Raw genomic sequence first — 18,151 nt, 5'->3', positions numbered from 1 at the left:
AACTTCACGCATTGCAAATAGATCAAAACGTGAGGTGTGGGTATTGTGTACTCGTTCTCGCTGAGGAATACAGTTGAACACACGCCGCAGCCCATTACCCTCTCCGTGGGCATACGGCAAGCTTCGAGGGAGCCGCGAACCCCTGCGAAGCGATAAAGTGGAAGCCCGTCCGGGCTTCCACTTTTCGTTTATGCCATTTACGACGCCGCTTCCACGGCTTTCTTGAAGCCTTCGGCGCTGCGACGGATCACGTCTTCACCCACGCAGAATGTCAGACGGAAGTACCCCGGGAAGCCGAAGCCCTTGCCGGGAACCGCAAGGATGCGCTCCTTGAGCAACAGTTCGGTGAAGGCCACGTCGTCTCCGCCGGGTGCTTCCGGGAAGAAATAGAACGCGCCTTTGGGCATGGTGTAGCGCAGGCCAGCGTTGTCCAGCACTTCGGCCATGGCCTTGCGGCGCTCGTCGTAGACGGAGATGTCCACGCCGGAGCCGAGGGAGCGGTGCAGAAGGCGCTGTCCTATAGCCGGTGCGTTCACGAAGCCGAGGATGCGGTTGGACATGACCAGCCCGGCCAGCAGTGCTTCGGAATCGGGCATGGCGGGGTTCACCAACGCGTAGCCGATGCGGGCGCCCGCGAGGCTCAGATTCTTGGAGAACGAGGAGCAGACAACGGTGTACGGGTAGAGCGGCAACAGGCTCGGGACCTCGGTGTCGTCGTATGCCAGAAAACGGTACGGCTCGTCGGAAAGCAGAAAGATGGGACGGTTGCGACCCTCGTTATGCTTTTCGAGCACGGCAGCCAGTTCTTTGAGGCTCTCTTCGGAATAGACGGCGCCGCTGGGATTGTTGGGGGAGTTGATGAGCACGGCGCGGGTCTTGGGTGTGATGGCCTTGTCGATAGCTTCGATGTCGAGCTCGAAGGTCAGGGGCTTGGCCGGGACCGGCTTGAGCACGCCGCCATGGTTTTCACAGTAGAAGCCGTACTCGACAAAGAAGGGCGCAGGCACGACCACTTCTTCGCCGGAATCAATGACGGTGCGCAGAAAAGCATTGATCGCTCCGGCTGCACCGCAGGTGATAATAAGATTTTCTGCCGGAACGTCAGTTCCCTGCTCGCGCGAGACGTGCTCCGCCAGGGATTCGCGCACATCGGGATACCCGAAATTCGGCATGTAGCCGAAGGCGAAAGGCTTGTCGGCCTGCTCGGCCATTTCCGCCAGTCCCTGTCCCACACTCGGCGGCGGCGGCAGGTCGGGGTTGCCGAGGCTGAAATCGCAAACATTGTCCGCACCGAACTCGGCCTTGAGTTCGGCACCTTTTTCAAACATCTTGCGAATCCATGACGCCTTGTCCATGTATTCGCCTATTTGTCCGGAAACCAGCTGCATAGTTTCTCCTTCCTAGTGTTTTTTGCGTCACGGGAGGATACGGCAATTCATTTCGGGAATAAAGCGGGATTGTGCTTCTTCCGGAGACAGATCTTCGCAGTACTCTTGCGGGCACGGCCCGGGTATGAAAAAGCCCCCGCATGGACGGGGGCTTGAAGTCATCTGAAAAGGATGGCGGCTATTACAGCAGTACGGAAAGGTCGTACGTGGAAGCGCTTTCCACTTCGGCGGTGACGAAGGTGCCGGGGGTGAGCTCGGTGCCTTCGGGAACGCTGATGTACGTCTTGCCGTCAACTTCCGGGGCCTGAAACCATGCGCGACCTTCATACAGCCCGGGCCATTCAGGGGACGGGCGTTCCACGAGTATCTCGATCTCCTGCCCCACATACTCTTCCATCAGCTCGGCGGATATCTCCGCCTGAAGCGCCATGAGCGCATCGCGACGGGCTTCCTTGACGTCGTCCGGCACCTGATCCGGCAGCTCGGCCGCCGGAGTGCCCTCCTCGGGCCAGTACGGGAACACACCCACGTGATGCAGCCGGTGTTCCCGGACAAAATCCATGAGATAATGAAAATGCTCCTCGGTCTCGCCCGGAAACCCCACGATGAACGTTGTGCGGATGGCAGCCTCCGGGAAGAATCGCTTCACGCGCTCCAGCACTTTCTGCGGATCGCGCGAGAAAGGGCGGCCCATGTTCTTGAGGATGTCCGGGTGTGCGTGCTGAAGGGGTATGTCGAAATACGGCACGAACGGACGGCCCATTGTGGCAAGATATTTCAGGTTGGATTCCGAAAGTCCCGCCGGGTACAGGTACATGACGCGCAGCCAGTGCAGCCCTTCAATGATGAGCAGTTCGTCCATCAGCTTGCGAAAGCCGTCCTTGATTCCCAGGTCCGAACCGTAGGCCGTGGAGTCCTGCCCGACCACCACCAGCTCCGGCACGCCGGAGGTTACAAGCAGGCGGGCCTCTGCGGCCAGCGTTTCGAGCGGAAAGCTGTGCTGCGGACCGCGGATGGACGGGATGGTGCAGAACCGGCAGTTGTGCGAACACCCTTCCCCGACCTTGAGATACGCGAATGAGGGCGCAGTGGACACCCTGCGCGGCATGGTCTTGTCGGTTTCGGCCCCCAGCGCGTCCCGGATCATGTCGGACCAGCAGTCAAGCTCATCCGTGGAGAGCCACAGCGAGACCTCGGGCATCTCGTTGCGCAGCGCGTCGCGAAAGCGGCTCACGAGACAGCCCGCGACGACCATGACCGGCTGGCGCTTGCCGGACTCGCGCGCCTCGCGCACTTCCTCCACCAGATCAAGTATTGTCTCCACCGACTCTTCGATGGCAGGCTGGATGAAACCGCAGGTGTTGACCAGAACGAGGTCGGCCTCCTTCGGTTCGTCAACGGGAGTCATGGCTCCGCCGAGAGCGCCGAGCAGCCGTTCGGTATCGACGAGGTTCTTGGGACAGCCAAGGCTGACGGTATGGACGCGAACGGGTTCGCTCATGTTTCCTCCGGTGGATCGCGAGTTGCGACAGGGGGTTCAGTTAAGCATTGCGCTTTCGGATACGCCGTGTAGAATGAATACCAGAATTCTGTCAAACAGGCGGGTGCCGATGCTGGACGATACAATAACCAAAGATCTCTCTGCGGACAAACAATACTCCATAGGCGTCATCGGAGACATCCCGGCCCTTCTGGCTTTCTGGGAAATGTTCCGAGACCAGGCCAACGACGCGGTGCTGCGCGAAATTGGCATCGTGGCAGCCGCGCTGCCGGGCCAGAACGCGCTGCCGGGCATCTACGAGCAGGCTCACGGCATTCCTTTGCACAAGACGTGGCAGGGCATGCTGGAGGACCACCCCGAAATCAACATGGTCATTGAGGCCACCGGGCGGCAGACGCTGCAGTCCGAGCTTCGCACCAATCTCCCGGCCCATGTCACGTTGGTCGAACGGGACTGTGCCAATTTTTTCATCCGCCTGCTCACCTCAGACAAAATATGGGTGGCCTGCAAGCTCGACCTCATGCACACCCAGACCATGCTCAAGACCATCATCGACCAGCTCGATGAGGAAATACTCTTTCTTGATCTGGAAGGTACCATCCTCGGCTGCAACAAGACCGTTGCTGACCGGCTGGGCAGTCCGAAACGAGCCATCGTCGGCGGCACGGTGGAAAGGGTCTTCGGTCCCGATGAGGCAAAGGCGCTGGAAAAGACCATAAAGACCGGCCAATCTTCCGAGTCCACCGCCACCAGCGTGGACCACGAAGGGCGCGCCCATTATCACAGGATATATACATATCCCATCTCCAGCGAAGAAGGACAGGTGACGCACATCGTGGCCATGCGCCGCGACATCACGCGTCGCACCCATCTTGAACAGCGGCTGCAACAGTCGGAAAAACTTGCTTCCATCGGCGAACTCTCCACCTACATCGCGCACGAGATCAGGAACCCGCTCTTTTCCATTTCCGGCTTCGCCAACTCCCTGATGCGCTCGGAAGGATTGGACGAAAAGACCACCGAGAAAATCCAGATCATCCTCGAAGAATCCAAACGGCTCGACAAGATTCTCAAGAGCATCATGAATTTCACGCGTCCCACCGATGCGGACGCCAGAGAAATGAACCTCAACGACGCCGTACACAACACCATGAATGTCATGGGAATCGGCTTTGATGAAAAAAACATCCGGCTCATACTCGATCTGCACCCGAACGTGGCCAAGGTGAAAGCCAACGAGGATCAGATTCGCCAAAGCCTCATCAACCTCGTCAAAAACTCGGTGGAAGCCATGCCGGAAGGCGGCGAACTGCGCATCGAAACAGGCATGAACGACGGTTTTGTCCGCCTGACCGTCAGTGACACCGGCATCGGCATTCCCCCGGACAAACGCGACAAGCTTTTCAGCCCCTTTTACAGCACCAAGGGCAAAGGCTCCGGCCTCGGCCTGGCCATGATCCGGAAGATCATGGACGAACTGGGCGGCGAAGTGGAACTCGTCAGCCATGAAGGGGTCGGCACCACCGTGACTCTCAATCTGCCCCCGGTCGCCGCCGTCCGCCCAGTTGCGCAAGAAGACGCCTCCTAGTATGTAGGGCTCCCCTGAAACGAAGCAATCAAGGAAGCCGACATCATGGACGCAATCGTTCTCGCCACGCGTAACAAAGGCAAAATCCGCGAATTCAACATCCTGCTGCAACTCTTCGGTCTCACCGTACGCAGTCTCGACGAGTTTCCCGAAATCGGCGAAATCCCCGAAACCGGAGATACATTCCTGGAAAACGCGCTCATCAAGGCCCGCGAAGTGGCAAAAGCCACCGGTCTTGTCGCAGTAGCCGACGACTCCGGCATAGAAGTAGACGCCCTGAACGGTGCCCCCGGCGTCTACTCCGCTCGCTTTGCCGGTCCAGAATGCGACGACCACGCCAACAACGAAAAACTCCTTGCCGAGCTCAAAGACGTCCCCGACGAAAAACGCACCGCCCGCTACCGCTGCGTTATGGCAGCCGTAGCCCCCAACGGAGCCGAAACCACCACCGACGGCTCCTACGAAGGCCACATAGCCCACGAGTACAAAGGCTCAGGCGGCTTCGGCTACGACGTCATCTTCATCGACCCCGAATCCGGACTGCATGCAGCAGAACTCACCCCGGAACAAAAACACTCCCGCTCACACCGAGGCGAAGCCATCACCAAACTCCTCGAAGCCTGGCCGGACTTCTGGGAAAAAGCACAGGCGTAAAGAGATCCTCCGGCGGCAGGGGCGCTGCCCCTGCACCCCGCCATAGGGCGGGCCCCCTTTGGAATCCCTGAGTTGTCAGCGGGGTTGCAGCTGTTGGATTCATGCGACCGCATAATCCGCGTACCAGCTGCAACCCCGCTGACGGGGATTTAGGATTCTATGGGTCTTGGCTGACGAACTCCGTTAGCAGAGCTCAGCTAAACAGGACTTTCCCAGTTCGTACATTTCCCTTCGGACCTCCAACAAAGCATACACTCCCGCCGACTAAGTGCCGCAGCAATGCCGATCGAGGCATAGAGGCTCCTTTAATCGGTCACGCAGGTCGTGGGGGGCTGTAGTCACAGATGTTTTACCCGGAGCAGTGACCGCGTCATAGAGCCACTCGCCGAGAACGGCGGCTCACCTCAAGCAGCGCAGTTTTTGCCTTCTTTTTTTCTGCGCCGCAGAAAACAATCTCATACCGAGCAATCCGACATTGAACCCCGACGCCAAACACCCTATATATCGCCCTGCCTCAAGAATGTTTTCTAAAAACGTGTTTTAGACATCTTTTACAGCAGGATTTATTGACTTTTATGACAACTAGCACAGAATTTTCTTTAAGCATGGGTCTTTGGCAGGCATGCTCGCGAGAACCAGTAGGTGTTTTGCATACAGAGAAACAAGCGACCATTTTCCACTACCAATTATCACTTTAATAATCGAAGCTTTTTCGGATAGCATTTGACCGTTAATACGTCACCATGTGAACAAGGCTGTCGCAACTATTGTTATTATCTGCAGGATTCAAACGAACACCATCTCCTTTCTTTATAGGTATATTTACTTGGTAGATTTAAAAAAAAGTGTCGGGCGACGGCTCGCCTTCTTTCTCTTCGTGCTGGGGGCGTTCCTTATTATAGTAAACATCTACGGGCTGTCTCAGTCATTGAGGCCTACTGAGCTTCAGATCCCAATAACCAAAGAAGAATTCTTTAAAGAAACCAGAATTCTTACTGGAGAAAGCGATCTCAACTGGGCTCGCCGCATGACGTTCTTGGTTCACATCGGAATCAAGCACTTTTGGGACACGACACACCCTGAAAAAACCAACATCAGTCTCCCAATTTGGGAGAACTGGCTGATCTTTTTATTCGCAAAAATCTACCCTCAATATCAACTATATGAATTTTTCCGCAAAGATAAAATCGTGGAGAGAGGATTGGGGTTATGTTCACAACATGCAATTTTATTGAGCGCAATACTTCGGGACAAAGGGATGAGTCCAGCCATCATCGGCCTGAACGGGCATGTTGTTGTCGGCCTTGACGAAGGTGCAGGCATGGTCCTTGACCCCGACTACGGTGTCGTGATTCCCTATTCAATTGCTGAAATACAGAAAAAACCTAAAATTATAGCTGACTTTTATACTCAAAAAGCGTCTCGCGTTTTACGCAGTATTTACCAAGACAGCTACACTCTTTGTCCCAGAGGCAGTCGCGACTATCAACCCAGACGTTCACAGTTGGAGCCGGTATTTTACTCGTTAAAATGGTTGATACCCATACTATTGTGTATCCCTTACCTGCTTCTAATCACATTCTCAAAAAAACTTAAACATCTATTATAACACTATAAGAATAGGGACTTCGTCCACATAAAGCGCCTTAATAAAAGCAGGCTGTCCGTGTAAGCAACACCTTCGTTCTAAGCCTAGCCGTTCACTGTCTCCAGGAAATTTTTCTTCATGTTTGACGAAGACTGATTATATAGTGCCGACCCGCTAAATAAATCTAAGGTCCGAGCTGTTTTAACACTCGCGCACAGGCTCTCATGCAATCCCAGCCATTGTCCCAGCAATGTAATTGCTCCATCAAACGAGCCTGCTTAAGCCAACAACCTAGACATTCTTCTCGCCATAACTAAATCTGAGAACTACCCATATCAGTTCCAAAGCTTACATGAAGTACCTGTGCCAGGCAAAAAGGATGGGATGAGTATGACCGAAAAGGATTTTCCGTTGGCCCTACCGGCCCCTGAAGGGCAAATGACTCGCATTGACGGGGAGTTGATGCGTTATGCCGTGGAAATGTCCCGCCGCAGCCCTCGCGGCCGCATCATCCAGCCGCTTCACAAGGGTCCGGATGCTTCGCTGCATCGCATGCTGAACTGCATGCAGCCGGGGACGTACATCCGCCCCCACCGGCATGTCGATCCGCCGAAACCGGAAAGTTTCATGCTGATTGCCGGTGCGTTACGGCAGCTTGTCTTTGATGGTTTGGGCAAGGTGACCGAGTCGTTCGAGGTACGGGCCGGCTCCGAGGTCTTTGGCGGCGACATCGAACCGGGTGTCTGGCATTCTTGGATCGTCCTTGAACCGGATACGGTGGCATTCGAGGTCAAGCCGGGGCCGTACACCAAGGCTTCGGACAAGGAATTCGCACCATGGGCGCCTGAGGAAGACACGGATGAGGCACGGCTGTGGCTGGAGCAGATGATGAAGGGCTAGCGAACGACTTTCAGCCACTCATGCGGAATCCTTCCTTGCCACTCTCTCAGGAATGCTTATCATGCCCTGATGAACACCGATCCCAGACGCGAAAGCATATATATTGAAGGCGCGAAGCATCATAATCTCAAGGACTTGACCCTCGACATCCCCCGCGAGAAGCTCGTGGTGGTCTGCGGCCCCTCGGGGTCCGGCAAATCGACCTTGGCGTTCGACATCGTCTATGCCGAAGGGCAGCGACGGTACGTGGAGTCGCTCTCGGCGTACGCGAGACAGTTCCTGCCGCAGATGGACAAGCCGCTGGTGGAAAAGGTGGAAGGCCTGTCCCCGGCCATCTCGCTGGAACAACAGACCACCAGCCGGAACCCCCGCTCCACCGTGGGCACCGTCACCGAGATATACGATTTTCTGCGAGTTTTCTTCGCGCGGCTTGGCAAATTCCACTGCCCGGAATGCGGACGGCCCATCGAGGCCCAGACCACGGACCAGATCGTGGACACCATCCTTGACCTCGACGAAGGCACCAAATTCATGCTCCTGGCTCCCATGGCCGAGCATCAGAAGGGCACCCACAAGGACCTGTTCGACAAGCTGCGCAAGGAAGGATTCGTGCGCGTGCGCGTGGACGGCACCGTGCATACCCTCGACGACGTGCCGGAGCTTGAGAAGAACAAGCGGCACACGGTGGAGCTGGTGGTGGACCGTCTGGTCATCAAGGACGGCATCAAGAAGCGTCTGGCTGACTCGGTGGAGCTGGCCCTGAAACAGGGCGAGGAACGGCTGACCATCGCCATCGTGGGCGGTGAGCGCGGCGGGGAGGAGATTCCCATGTCCACGCTTTCCACGTGCCCGGAATGCCGCATCTCGCTTCCGCGCCTGACCCCGCAGCTTTTCTCCTTCAACAGCCCTCAGGGCGCATGCAGGACCTGCAACGGCATCGGCTCCATGGAGTATTTCGAACCGGATCTTGTGGCACCCAACAAAGGACTTTCGCTTTCCGAAGGTGGCGTGATTCCGTGGAAGTCCCCGTATCGGCAGAAGCAATACGGACCCGCACTCAAGAAGCTGGGCAAGACTTACGGCTTCACGCCGGAAACCCCGCTTGCCGACTTCTCGGACGAGGCTTGGAACGCGCTGTTCCATGGCAGCGAGAAGACCGGCTGGCAGGGCGTCATTCCGATTCTGGAATTCGGTTACCGTCAGGCCGACGCATGGGACCACTGGCTGGCGAGCTTCCGGCAGACGCGCCCGTGTCCCGCGTGCGAGGGCGCGCGTCTCAAGCCCGAGGCGCTGGCCGTGCGCGTGGGCGAGGTCAACATTTTCGAATTCGTGAGCATGAGCATCCGCCGTGCGCTGGAGTGGCTGGAATCGCTTGAATTCGAAGGCCATGACACCCTTATCGCGGAACCGCTCATGAAAGAGCTGACACACCGCCTTGGCTTCATGGTCAACGTGGGGCTGGACTACATCAATCTCGGCCGCAACATGTCCACCCTTTCGGGCGGCGAGGCGCAGCGCATCCGGCTGGCGTCGCAGCTCGGCTCCGGTCTGGTGGGCGTGACTTACGTTCTGGACGAGCCGAGTATCGGCCTGCACCCGCGCGACAACGAGCGTTTACTGAACACGCTTCGCTCGCTGCAGGAGCGCGGCAACACCGTGCTGGTGGTTGAGCACGACGAGCCTACCATCCGACACGCGGACCACGTCATCGAACTCGGTCCCGGCTCCGGGATGCTCGGTGGCGAGATCGTCTATCAGGGCAATACGGAACGGCTGTTGAAGTCGGATTCGCTCACGGGCAAATACCTGCGCGGCGACCTGCGCATCGAGGTGCCCACCGAACGCCGCAAGCCCAACGGCAACATCCGGCTCAAGAAGGTTTCCACCAACAACCTCAAGGATCTGGACGTCGATATTCCGCTGGGAGCCCTCACCTGCGTCACCGGAGTTTCCGGTTCCGGCAAGAGTTCGCTGGTGGTGGATTCGCTCTACAAGCATCTGCAGCTGCATCAGGGGCATCGGGCGGACAATCCAGGCCGCATCGGCGGCATTGAGGGGCTGGATCAGGTGGAGAAGGTCATCGCCATCGACCAGACGCCCATCGGCCGCACGCCACGGTCCAACCCGGCCACCTACACCAAGATATTCGACGAAATCCGCAAGATTTTCGCGGGCTCCAAGGAAGCCAGAAAGCGCGGCTACCAGCCTGGTCGCTTCAGTTTCAACGTCAAGGGCGGCCGCTGCGAGAAATGCCGCGGGGACGGACAGCTCAAGATCGAGATGCACTTCCTGCCGGATGTGTACGTGACCTGCGACACTTGCAAGGGACGCCGCTACAACGCCCAGACGCTGGAGGTCACCTACCGGGAGAAGAACATCGCGGACGTGCTGGACATGACCGTGCGGCAGGCCTCGGCGTTCTTCGAGAACCATCCCGCGCTCAAGCGGCGGCTGTCGGTGCTGGAGCAGGTGGGACTGGAATACCTGCACCTCGGCCAGCCCGCCACCACGCTCTCCGGCGGCGAGGCCCAGCGCATCAAGATCAGCCGCGAGCTGGGCAAACGACGCCTGCCGGGCGCGCTGTACATTCTTGACGAGCCTACCACCGGCCTGCACATGCATGAGGTGGGCAAGCTCATCAAGGTGCTGCACCAGCTGGTGGACAAGGGCGCGACCGTCATTGTCATCGAGCACAACACGGATGTGATCATGAGCGCGGACCACGTGCTGGACCTCGGCCCCGGCGGCGGCGAACACGGCGGCCGCATCGTGGCCTCCGGCAGCCCCGAGGAAATCATCGCCAACCCGGATTCGGTAACAGGGAAGTTTCTGGTATAGGCAGAAGGACTACAGGTGGGGAATGCGACGGACCGCATCCAGCCCGAAATTGCCGACCATGGGCAGCGAGCCGCCCTCCCCAAGGAACTGCATCCCCTCACCGAGATCGCGCGCATTGAACACGCTCTGGAATATGCGTACGGGGTCTCGGTGACTGGAAGGATACCCAAAGAGACTGCCCCCAAAAAGCACCAGATATAACTCATTGGATTCATAAAGATGTCTGACCGACTCAAAAGAATCCACGAAATCTGGCTGGCCCCTATGTCCAGGGTGACTGTCAAGCCGCAACAAGGAAGCTGATTCAGGTGACGCGCGGTACTCAAGCAATCCCAACAGGTTTCCATTTTTATCTCGAAAACCGATGTTACCGTATGGATCAGCATGAACCCAACCTTCACCCGGCAGATGGATTTCGGCGGTGGTGTGCCCCTGCGTCCAGATGGCACGCGCTGTATAGCCATTGGCCTGTGACAGCACGCAGAACACCTTGGCGTACTCTGAGCAAATTCTTTGGAAATCAGGTGACCTTTCGAAAACCTCGTGAGGGGCACGGCATGTATCGCCTGCCGTCTGGTTCATTACTTCTCGTGTCGTGAATACCAATGCTTTGAGCAATTCCTCAGGAGGGGGTGAGCTTTTTCCAATTGTCTTGGACAGCAGGGCGCGGCCTTTGTCAAGAACCTGTGCTGGAAGGTCTGGGACCGCGTATACCGAGCCATTCGAATCACCTTGAGACGGCGGGGCGTCAAAAACGGCGCGTTGCGTCACGTAATGGACATCCAAAAAGGGAAACGGCCTTTTCAGAAATCCGTACCATGCCACAAGAGCAAAAACGGCAAGGCACGCGGAGATAATTCGTAAATAACTGGTACGCTTCATATTTCCTGCTTTTTGACGGTTCTTCTCCCCAATGGGTCGATCTTCGACACTCCTTATTGCAGAAAAATCGCGATGTCGACCTCGACATCTCTACACCCCGGCATCCCAAGCATTCCATGCCCCCCGGAAAGTTGCATCCGCGGGCCGAGTGGGATATTGCGACGAAATGACTACTCTCGTCACCGGCGGCGCCGGATACATCGGCTCACATACGGCCAAGGAACTTGCGCGACGCGGACGCAAGGTGGTGGTGCTGGACAACCTCTCCACCGGCCACCGTGATTTCGTGCGCTGGGGAGCCTTCGAAGAAGGCGATCTTGCCGACTCCGTCTTTCTCGACAGGGTTTTCGAGAAGCACGGCATCGACGAGGTGGTCCACTTCGCCGGATTCATCGCCGTGGGAGAGTCCGTGGAAAAGCCGGACATCTATTACCGCAACAATGTTTCGCACACCTTCACCCTGCTGGACGCCATGGTCCGACACGGCGTTGAGCGCATCGTGTTCTCTTCCTCGGCCTCGGTCTACGGCGAGCCGGAAACCGAACGGCTGGCGGAAGAGCATCCGCTGAACCCCATCTCCCCATATGCATGGTCAAAGCGCATCATTGAGCAGGTGCTCGCCGATTACGGCACGGCCTATGGCCTTCGCTCCGTTTCCCTGCGCTACTTCAATGCCGCGGGCGCGGACCCGGATGCCGAAGTGGGCGAACGCCACCGCCCGGAAACGCACCTTATCCCGCTGGTGCTCGAAGCAGCCGCCGGACGCCGGGACTGCATCAAGGTTTTCGGAACGGACTACCCCACTCCGGACGGCACCTGCCTGCGCGACTACATCCATGTTGCCGACCTGGCCGACGCGCATGTGCGGGCACTGGACCACCTGGCGGACGGCCGTCCCTCGGACGTGTTCAACCTCGGCAACGGCAACGGGTTTTCCGTGCGCGAGATCATCGAAGTAGTGCGCGAAGTCACCGGACTGGACGTGCCGGTGCAGGAAGCGCCGCGCCGTGCCGGAGACACCCCCGCGCTGGTCAGTTCACCGGAGAAGGCAGGGCGCGTGCTGGGCTGGCATCCTCAGTTCGAGGACGTTCGTTCCGTGGTGGCCTCGGCCTGGAACTGGCATCGTCGCGACTGGGCGTGACTTCCGTTTACTCTGCGGGCGATACGGGTTACACCGGAGCCAACGCCATTATCAGGGAGAATCCATGCACTTTTTCAGAAACGCACTGCTTCTGCTGACCCTGCTCGCCGTGGCGGGATGCGGCTACGGCTTTTCACGCGGCAAGAGCGTGCTGCCCGAACAGTACCGGACCCTGGCCATCGCCGAGGTGAAGAATCCGGCCCCGCTCTCGTGGCTGGAGCCTCGCGTGCGCTCCCTTCTGCGCGACGAGGTGACCCGGCGCGGGCTCGCGGAATGGGCCTCCGGCGAGCGGGCCGACGCGCTTATCACCATAGAAATCGAAAAATATTACCGCCGCGCTTCAGTGACGGGCGAGGATGAAGAAACCCTTCAGTCTGACGCCAAGTTCGTGTTCGAAGGCATCATCCGTTCCTCGGTGGACGGCAGCGTGATCTGGCGTTCCGGCACCATTTCTCAGGACTGGCCCTTCCAGGCCGGGGAAGAGGACGAGGCCGACGCAAAGGTCACCGAGCTGGGCATCCGCCGCCTCGCGGACCGCATGGCCAACGACTTCTGATGCCCATGAAACGTCCAGCCTACTCTTTTCTGGTCTGCCCCGACCCGCAACTCATCAAGTCCCGCATCGAGGATATGCTGGCCCAGTCCGGCGTGTCCGGGTGGGAAAAGCGCGTCTTCTGGGGCGACGACGAGGTGCCGCTGCCGGACGCCTTCTGGACCGACCTGACCATCAAGGGGCTGTTCTCGCAGCCAAAGGCGCTCGTGGTGCGGCGCGCCAACAACTTCAAGGTGGACCAGTGGGACAAGCTGGGCAACGCCATCACCGGCGCGTCCTCCGATGTCTGGCCCATCTTCTGCCTCGAATCCGAGTGGAAGACCCAAAAGGCGCCGGTCCCCGCGCATCTCGCCAAGCGCGAGATATACAAGCGCGCCGACAAGAACGGCTGGGTCTGGCAGTCGCCGGGGCTTGACCGCAACGGCATGCGCGACTTCGTGCGCTCGTGGGCCTCGCAGAATCAGATTCGGTTCGACTCCGGCGTGGAGAACCTGTTGGCGCAGGCATTGCCCGAGGATGCCGTGGCCGTCCGTCTGGAACTGGACAAGCTCGAACTGGCCGTCATGGACGACCGGACCGTTCGACGCGAGCATCTGGACCTTGTTGCCCCCACGGGCGAGATGCAGTTTTTCGAGCTCATGGACGCGCTGGGCAAGCCCGGCGCCGAAGCCCATGTCTGGAAGCGCGTGCTGGAGGACCACCTCAAGCGGGCGCAGGACCGCATGCTGTTCAACCTCATAGGCTACCTCGCCTCGCAGGCGCGGCAGATGTGGATGCTGACCCACGGCGAGGAGCAGGCGGTCAAGGCGCATCCCTTCGTGAAGAAGAAGCTCACCGCCAAGGGCAACATGCTGGGCGAGGCCGGGATCAAGCGGCTCATCGACCTTGCCATGGACGCCGAATTTTCCGTCAAGACCGGCCTCCGCCGTCAGGAGGAAGTGCTGGACATCCTCATTGCCAGCCTCGTGGACCTGTTCCGCTCCCGTTCCGGCGGGAGATGATAATCATACGAACCCGAAGCCCGACGCGCTAGCATCATGAGCAAGGACAAACCGCACTACCACGGACACAGGCAGCGGCTGAAGGAGCGGCTGACCCGCGATCCGCGCGCTTTGGCCGACTATGAAATACTGGAGTTGCTGCTGGCCTCGGTGCTCCCTCGCAGGGACACCAAGCCGCTGGCCAAGACGCTCATGGAGGCATACGGCTCCCTCGGCGCGGTGATGCAGGCCCAGCCAGAAGACCTGAAACGCTTCGAGGGCGCAGGCCCCGCCGTGACCGCCCAGTGGCACCTGATGCGTGAACTGCTGGCCCGCGTGGCCGAAGACGGCATGCGCTCGCGGGAAGTGCTGGGCGACCCGGACGCCGTGGCCCGCGCCGCCATGGCGAGGCTCGGCGGTTGCCGCACAGAAGAGTTCTGGGTGGCACTGCTGGACACACGCAATCGCGTCATCGCGTGGGAGCGCGTGGGAGCGGGAACCGTGGACCGGGTGGAAGCGTATCCGAGGGAAGTGATGGCGCTGGCCCTGAGGCACAAGGCCCGCTCGGTGATACTTGTTCACAATCATCCCGGCGGCGACCCGACGCCATCGGACGACGATCAGCTGCTGACCCTCGGGATGATTCGCGCCGCATCGGCCCTTGACGTGCTGGTGGCGGATCATGTCATCGTATCGGAAACGGACTTTTTCAGCTTCAGCGACAAGGGGATGATCTGACATGCCGACAATGCACGCCGTGGTGAAAGGCAAGGTTCAGGGAGTCTGGTTCCGGGCGTGGACCAGCGACCTCGCCGCCGAAATGAAGCTTTCGGGCTGGGTGCGCAACATGAGCGACGGAAACGTCGAGCTTGAGGCCTCCGGCAGCCGCGACGAACTGGACGAATTTCTGGAAAGGCTCCACGACGGCCCACCTCTGGCACGGGTCACCGAAGTGGAGACACAGTACCGCGAATCCGACGCCCACCAGGGGGCGTTTCGCGTAGTACGCTGATTTTTTTCACCGCAACCCCTTGCCAAATGGTTTTGGGTTCTTAGGTTGTAACTCCGAAAAAACCAATGAAGGAAGGGTGTTCCTTTTGAGTAAAAAGAAAAAGAAGACACCGATCAAGCCGCGCCGCATCGTGCGCCGCAAGCCGACCGGGGCCACCCGCGCCCCCATCCGGCCCGGCGGCCCGCAGGGCGGCTCGCAAGGCGGCTCCGACAGCGGTGATTTTCCGGGCTCCTCCAGCCTTCCCGAACTGCTGGAAGCGCTGGCCTCCGGCCCCGGAAAGCCCGTGTTCGGCGACGGAGAAAACGAATCCGGTCATCCGAATATTCCGACCTCGCTGCCCGTGCTCCCGGTACGGGACATCGTGGTCTTCAACTACATGATCCTGCCGCTGTTCGTGGGCAGGGAGAAATCCGTGGAGGCCGTGAACGCGGCCCTTTCCGGAAACCGCTACATCCTCATCCTCACCCAGCAGGACGAGACCGTGGACGATCCGGGACCGGACGATCTCTACCGCACCGGCACCGTGGCCATGATCATGCGCATGCTCAAGATGCCGGACGGGCGTCTCAAGGTGCTTGTGCAGGGGCTGGCCCGCGCCCGCGTCAAACAGTTCACCAGTGACGATCCGTACCACCTCGCTGAAGTGGAACCCATTCTTGAGCCCGAAGAAATCACGCTGAGTCCCGAGCAGGAAGCGCTCATGCGCTCCTCCCGCGAACAGAGCGAAAAGATTCTCTCCCTGCGCGGCATCTCCTCGGCCGACATCATGAGCGTGCTCAACAACGTTCAGGAGCCGGGACGCCTCGCGGACCTCATCGCCTCCAACCTGCGCATGAAGGTGCCCGACGCACAGGGCATCCTCGAATGCGAGGACCCGCTCGAACGCCTTGAACAGGTCAACTCGCAGCTGGTCAAGGAGGTGGAAGTCGCCTCCATGCAGAACAAGATTCAGTCCATGGCCAAGGAAGGCATGGACAAGGCACAGCGCGACTTCTTCCTGCGCGAGCAAATGAAGGCCATCAAGCGCGAGCTGGGGGACACCGACTCGCAGGACGAAGAGATGGACCAGCTCCGCCGCGCCATCGAAAAGGCCGGAATGCCCCGCGACGTGCTCAAGGAGGCCTACAAACAACTCGGCCGCCTCGAATCCATGCACGCCGAATCCTCGGAAGCCACCGTCATCCGCACCTATCTGGACTGGATGACCGAGCTGCCGTGGAAGAAGGTCTCCCGCGACCGGCTCGACATCAAGAAAGCCAAGACCATCCTCGACGAGGACCACTTCGACCTCGAAAAGGTCAAGGAGCGCATCCTCGAATACCTGAGCGTCAGAAAGCTCAACCCCAAGATGAAAGGTCCGATCCTGTGCTTCGTCGGCCCCCCCGGCGTGGGCAAGACCTCGCTCGGACGCTCCATCGCACGCAGCCTCGGCCGCAAGTTTCACCGCATGAGCCTCGGCGGCATGCGCGACGAAGCCGAGATCCGCGGACACCGCCGCACCTACATCGGCGCCATGCCCGGCCGCATCATTCAGGCCGTGAAGCAGTGCGGCACGCGCAACCCCGTGGTCATGCTCGATGAAATAGACAAGCTCGGAAAAGACTTCCGCGGCGACCCCTCCAGCGCGCTGCTCGAAGTGCTCGACCCCGAACAGAATTACTCCTTCACCGACCACTACCTGAACGTGCCCTTCGACCTGTCCAAGGTCATGTTCATCTGCACCGCCAACATGCTCGACTCCATCCCGGCCCCGCTGCTGGACCGCATGGAAGTCATCCGCATTCCCGGCTACACCGAGCAGGAAAAGGTCGCCATCGCCAAACGCTACATCGTCCCGCGCCAGACGCAGGACAACGGCCTCGAAGACAAGGAACTCCAGATCGGCGACAAGACACTCGCCGCCGTGGCCCGCGAATACACCCGCGAGGCCGGACTCCGTAACCTCGAACGCGAAGTGGGCACCATCTGCCGCAAGATGGCCCGCCGCAAGGCAGAAGGCGAGAAAGGACCCTTCAAGGTCACCCCGCAGTCCCTGCATAAACTGCTCGGACCGCCCAGATTCCTCGACGACGAGCGCGAAACCGTCCTGCCCCCCGGCGTGGCCACCGGCCTCGCATGGACCCCCGTGGGCGGAGAGATGCTGCACGTGGAAGTCTCCACCATGCCCGGCAAAGGCAAGCTGACCCTCACCGGAAAACTCGGCGACGTCATGAAGGAATCCGCACAGGCCGCCCTGTCCATAGCGCGCGCCAAGGCCGACGAATACGGCATAGACCCGGACTTTGCGGAAAACCTGGATATACACATCCACGTGCCCGCAGGAGCCACCCCAAAAGACGGCCCCTCTGCCGGCGTGACCCTCGTCACCGCGCTCATCTCCGCGCTCTCCGGCCAATCCGTCAACGCCGAAACCGCCATGACCGGCGAAATCAGCCTGCGCGGACGCGTCCTGCCCGTCGGCGGCATCAAGGAAAAAATCCTCGCCGCCGTGAGCCGAGGCATGAAAACCGTGCTCATCCCCAAACAGAACAGCAAGGACCTCGACGACGTCCCCGAAGACCTCAGGCAACGCATCGCCATCAAACTCGTGGAACGCGTCGACGAAGTCTGGCCCCTCGCAGCTGCCACCGATTAACGCGGCTGTCTGCCAAACAAGACAAAGGGAAAGCCCTCCCGCTGTACAGCGGGAGGGCTTTCCCTTTGTGAGTGTGGGTGTGGACTGAGGGGGAGAGGGGAACCCCTTTCGCGAAAGGGGTTCCCCTCTCCCCCTCAGACTCCCCCTCTCCCCTCCCCAAAGACCTTTGTGTTGCGCTGGTGCGCGATGGCTGAGGTCGGTGAACTGTTTGTCGGGAGTAATTGGCAGAAGGAATAATGGGGTAGGGGGACAGCTTTGGGTTGTGTGGTTGTTTCGGTATGAATGAATGAGGGACAGCGTGCTCGCGGTGTAAGGCAACCGATAAAAGGTCGCAATTTTCGACTACCATTCCCCCTCTTTCCCCTTTCCTGCATTTCCCCTCGAAATCTTCCCGTCTTCCAAAACCCGAACCGTCTTCCGTCCACCGCGCGCAAGCGCAAGGCAAAGGTTTTTGAAGAGGGGGTGGAGGGGAGTTCGAGGGGAGGCGGGGG

14 protein-coding genes are annotated in these 18,151 nt (G+C 59.3%); 11 read left to right on the top strand and 3 right to left on the bottom strand.

The window, feature by feature from the left end:
- Positions 1–197: 197 nt before the first annotated feature.
- Both B149_RS0106510 and rimO read right to left on the bottom strand, forming a co-directional pair.
- Entirely contained in the window at positions 198–1,388 is a 1,191-nt protein-coding gene (locus B149_RS0106510) for a pyridoxal phosphate-dependent aminotransferase (RefSeq protein ID WP_018124375.1), read from the bottom strand.
- 181 nt (positions 1,389–1,569) lie between these two features.
- Positions 1,570–2,889 (bottom strand): 30S ribosomal protein S12 methylthiotransferase RimO, encoded by a 1,320-nt coding sequence (gene rimO, locus B149_RS0106505; protein ID WP_018124374.1) that lies wholly within the window; start codon positions 2,887–2,889, stop codon positions 1,570–1,572.
- Between the two features lie 109 nt (positions 2,890–2,998).
- On the opposite strand from rimO, the gene B149_RS0106500 reads away from it, so the two are divergent.
- The 5 genes from B149_RS0106500 to uvrA all read left to right on the top strand — a co-directional run bounded on the left by B149_RS0106500 (position 2,999) and on the right by uvrA (position 10,457).
- Positions 2,999–4,477 carry a two-component system sensor histidine kinase NtrB gene (locus tag B149_RS0106500; protein WP_018124373.1) on the top strand — a complete coding sequence of 493 codons (1,479 nt, stop codon included), beginning with the start codon at positions 2,999–3,001 and terminating at the stop codon, positions 4,475–4,477.
- Between the two features lie 45 nt (positions 4,478–4,522).
- On the top strand, positions 4,523–5,131 hold the full coding sequence (locus B149_RS0106495) for an XTP/dITP diphosphatase (RefSeq protein ID WP_018124372.1): 609 nt from the start codon (positions 4,523–4,525) through the stop codon (positions 5,129–5,131).
- 826 nt (positions 5,132–5,957) lie between these two features.
- Positions 5,958–6,740, top strand: a complete 783-nt coding sequence (locus tag B149_RS0106490; protein ID WP_156816769.1) for a hypothetical protein — start codon at positions 5,958–5,960, stop codon at positions 6,738–6,740.
- A 417-nt stretch (positions 6,741–7,157) separates the two neighbouring features.
- Positions 7,158–7,619, top strand: a complete 462-nt coding sequence (locus tag B149_RS0106485) for a WbuC family cupin fold metalloprotein (protein ID WP_040372367.1) — start codon at positions 7,158–7,160, stop codon at positions 7,617–7,619.
- A gap of 69 nt (positions 7,620–7,688) precedes the next feature.
- Positions 7,689–10,457 carry an excinuclease ABC subunit UvrA gene (gene uvrA, locus B149_RS0106480; protein ID WP_018124369.1) on the top strand — a complete coding sequence of 923 codons (2,769 nt, stop codon included), beginning with the start codon at positions 7,689–7,691 and terminating at the stop codon, positions 10,455–10,457.
- Positions 10,458–10,466: 9 nt separating this feature from the next.
- Here uvrA and B149_RS0106475 read toward each other — a convergent pair whose 3' ends face one another.
- Positions 10,467–11,339 carry a transglutaminase-like domain-containing protein gene (locus B149_RS0106475; RefSeq protein ID WP_018124368.1) on the bottom strand — a complete coding sequence of 291 codons (873 nt, stop codon included), beginning with the start codon at positions 11,337–11,339 and terminating at the stop codon, positions 10,467–10,469.
- Positions 11,340–11,505: 166 nt separating this feature from the next.
- On the opposite strand from B149_RS0106475, the gene galE reads away from it, so the two are divergent.
- The 6 genes from galE to lon all read left to right on the top strand — a co-directional run bounded on the left by galE (position 11,506) and on the right by lon (position 17,660).
- A complete protein-coding gene (gene galE / locus B149_RS0106470; RefSeq protein WP_040372365.1) occupies positions 11,506–12,480 on the top strand; it encodes a UDP-glucose 4-epimerase GalE in 975 nt (324 codons plus the stop codon).
- A 64-nt stretch (positions 12,481–12,544) separates the two neighbouring features.
- Positions 12,545–13,036 carry an LPS assembly lipoprotein LptE gene (gene lptE / locus B149_RS0106465; protein ID WP_018124366.1) on the top strand — a complete coding sequence of 164 codons (492 nt, stop codon included), beginning with the start codon at positions 12,545–12,547 and terminating at the stop codon, positions 13,034–13,036.
- The gene (locus B149_RS0106460; RefSeq protein ID WP_018124365.1) at positions 13,036–14,034 is read left to right on the top strand and encodes a DNA polymerase III subunit delta; all 999 of its coding nucleotides are present in this window, start codon (positions 13,036–13,038) and stop codon (positions 14,032–14,034) included. Before lptE ends, B149_RS0106460 begins: the two co-directional genes overlap by 1 nt.
- A gap of 36 nt (positions 14,035–14,070) precedes the next feature.
- Complete coding sequence (gene radC / locus B149_RS0106455; RefSeq protein ID WP_018124364.1) at positions 14,071–14,751, top strand: RadC family protein; 681 nt, start codon at positions 14,071–14,073, stop codon at positions 14,749–14,751.
- 1 nt (position 14,752) lies between these two features.
- Positions 14,753–15,025, top strand: coding sequence for an acylphosphatase (locus tag B149_RS0106450; protein ID WP_040372346.1), 273 nt, complete (start codon positions 14,753–14,755; stop codon positions 15,023–15,025).
- Positions 15,026–15,110: 85 nt separating this feature from the next.
- On the top strand, positions 15,111–17,660 hold the full coding sequence (lon, locus tag B149_RS0106445; protein ID WP_018124362.1) for an endopeptidase La: 2,550 nt from the start codon (positions 15,111–15,113) through the stop codon (positions 17,658–17,660).
- Positions 17,661–18,151: the final 491 nt, after the last annotated feature.

The sequence above is a fragment of the Desulfovibrio oxyclinae DSM 11498 genome (genome assembly GCF_000375485.1).
Taxonomy (GTDB): Bacteria; Desulfobacterota; Desulfovibrionia; order Desulfovibrionales; family Desulfovibrionaceae; genus Pseudodesulfovibrio; species Pseudodesulfovibrio oxyclinae.
Note: the sequence above shows the minus strand (reverse complement) of the source record. Positions and strands in the feature narration are given on the sequence as shown.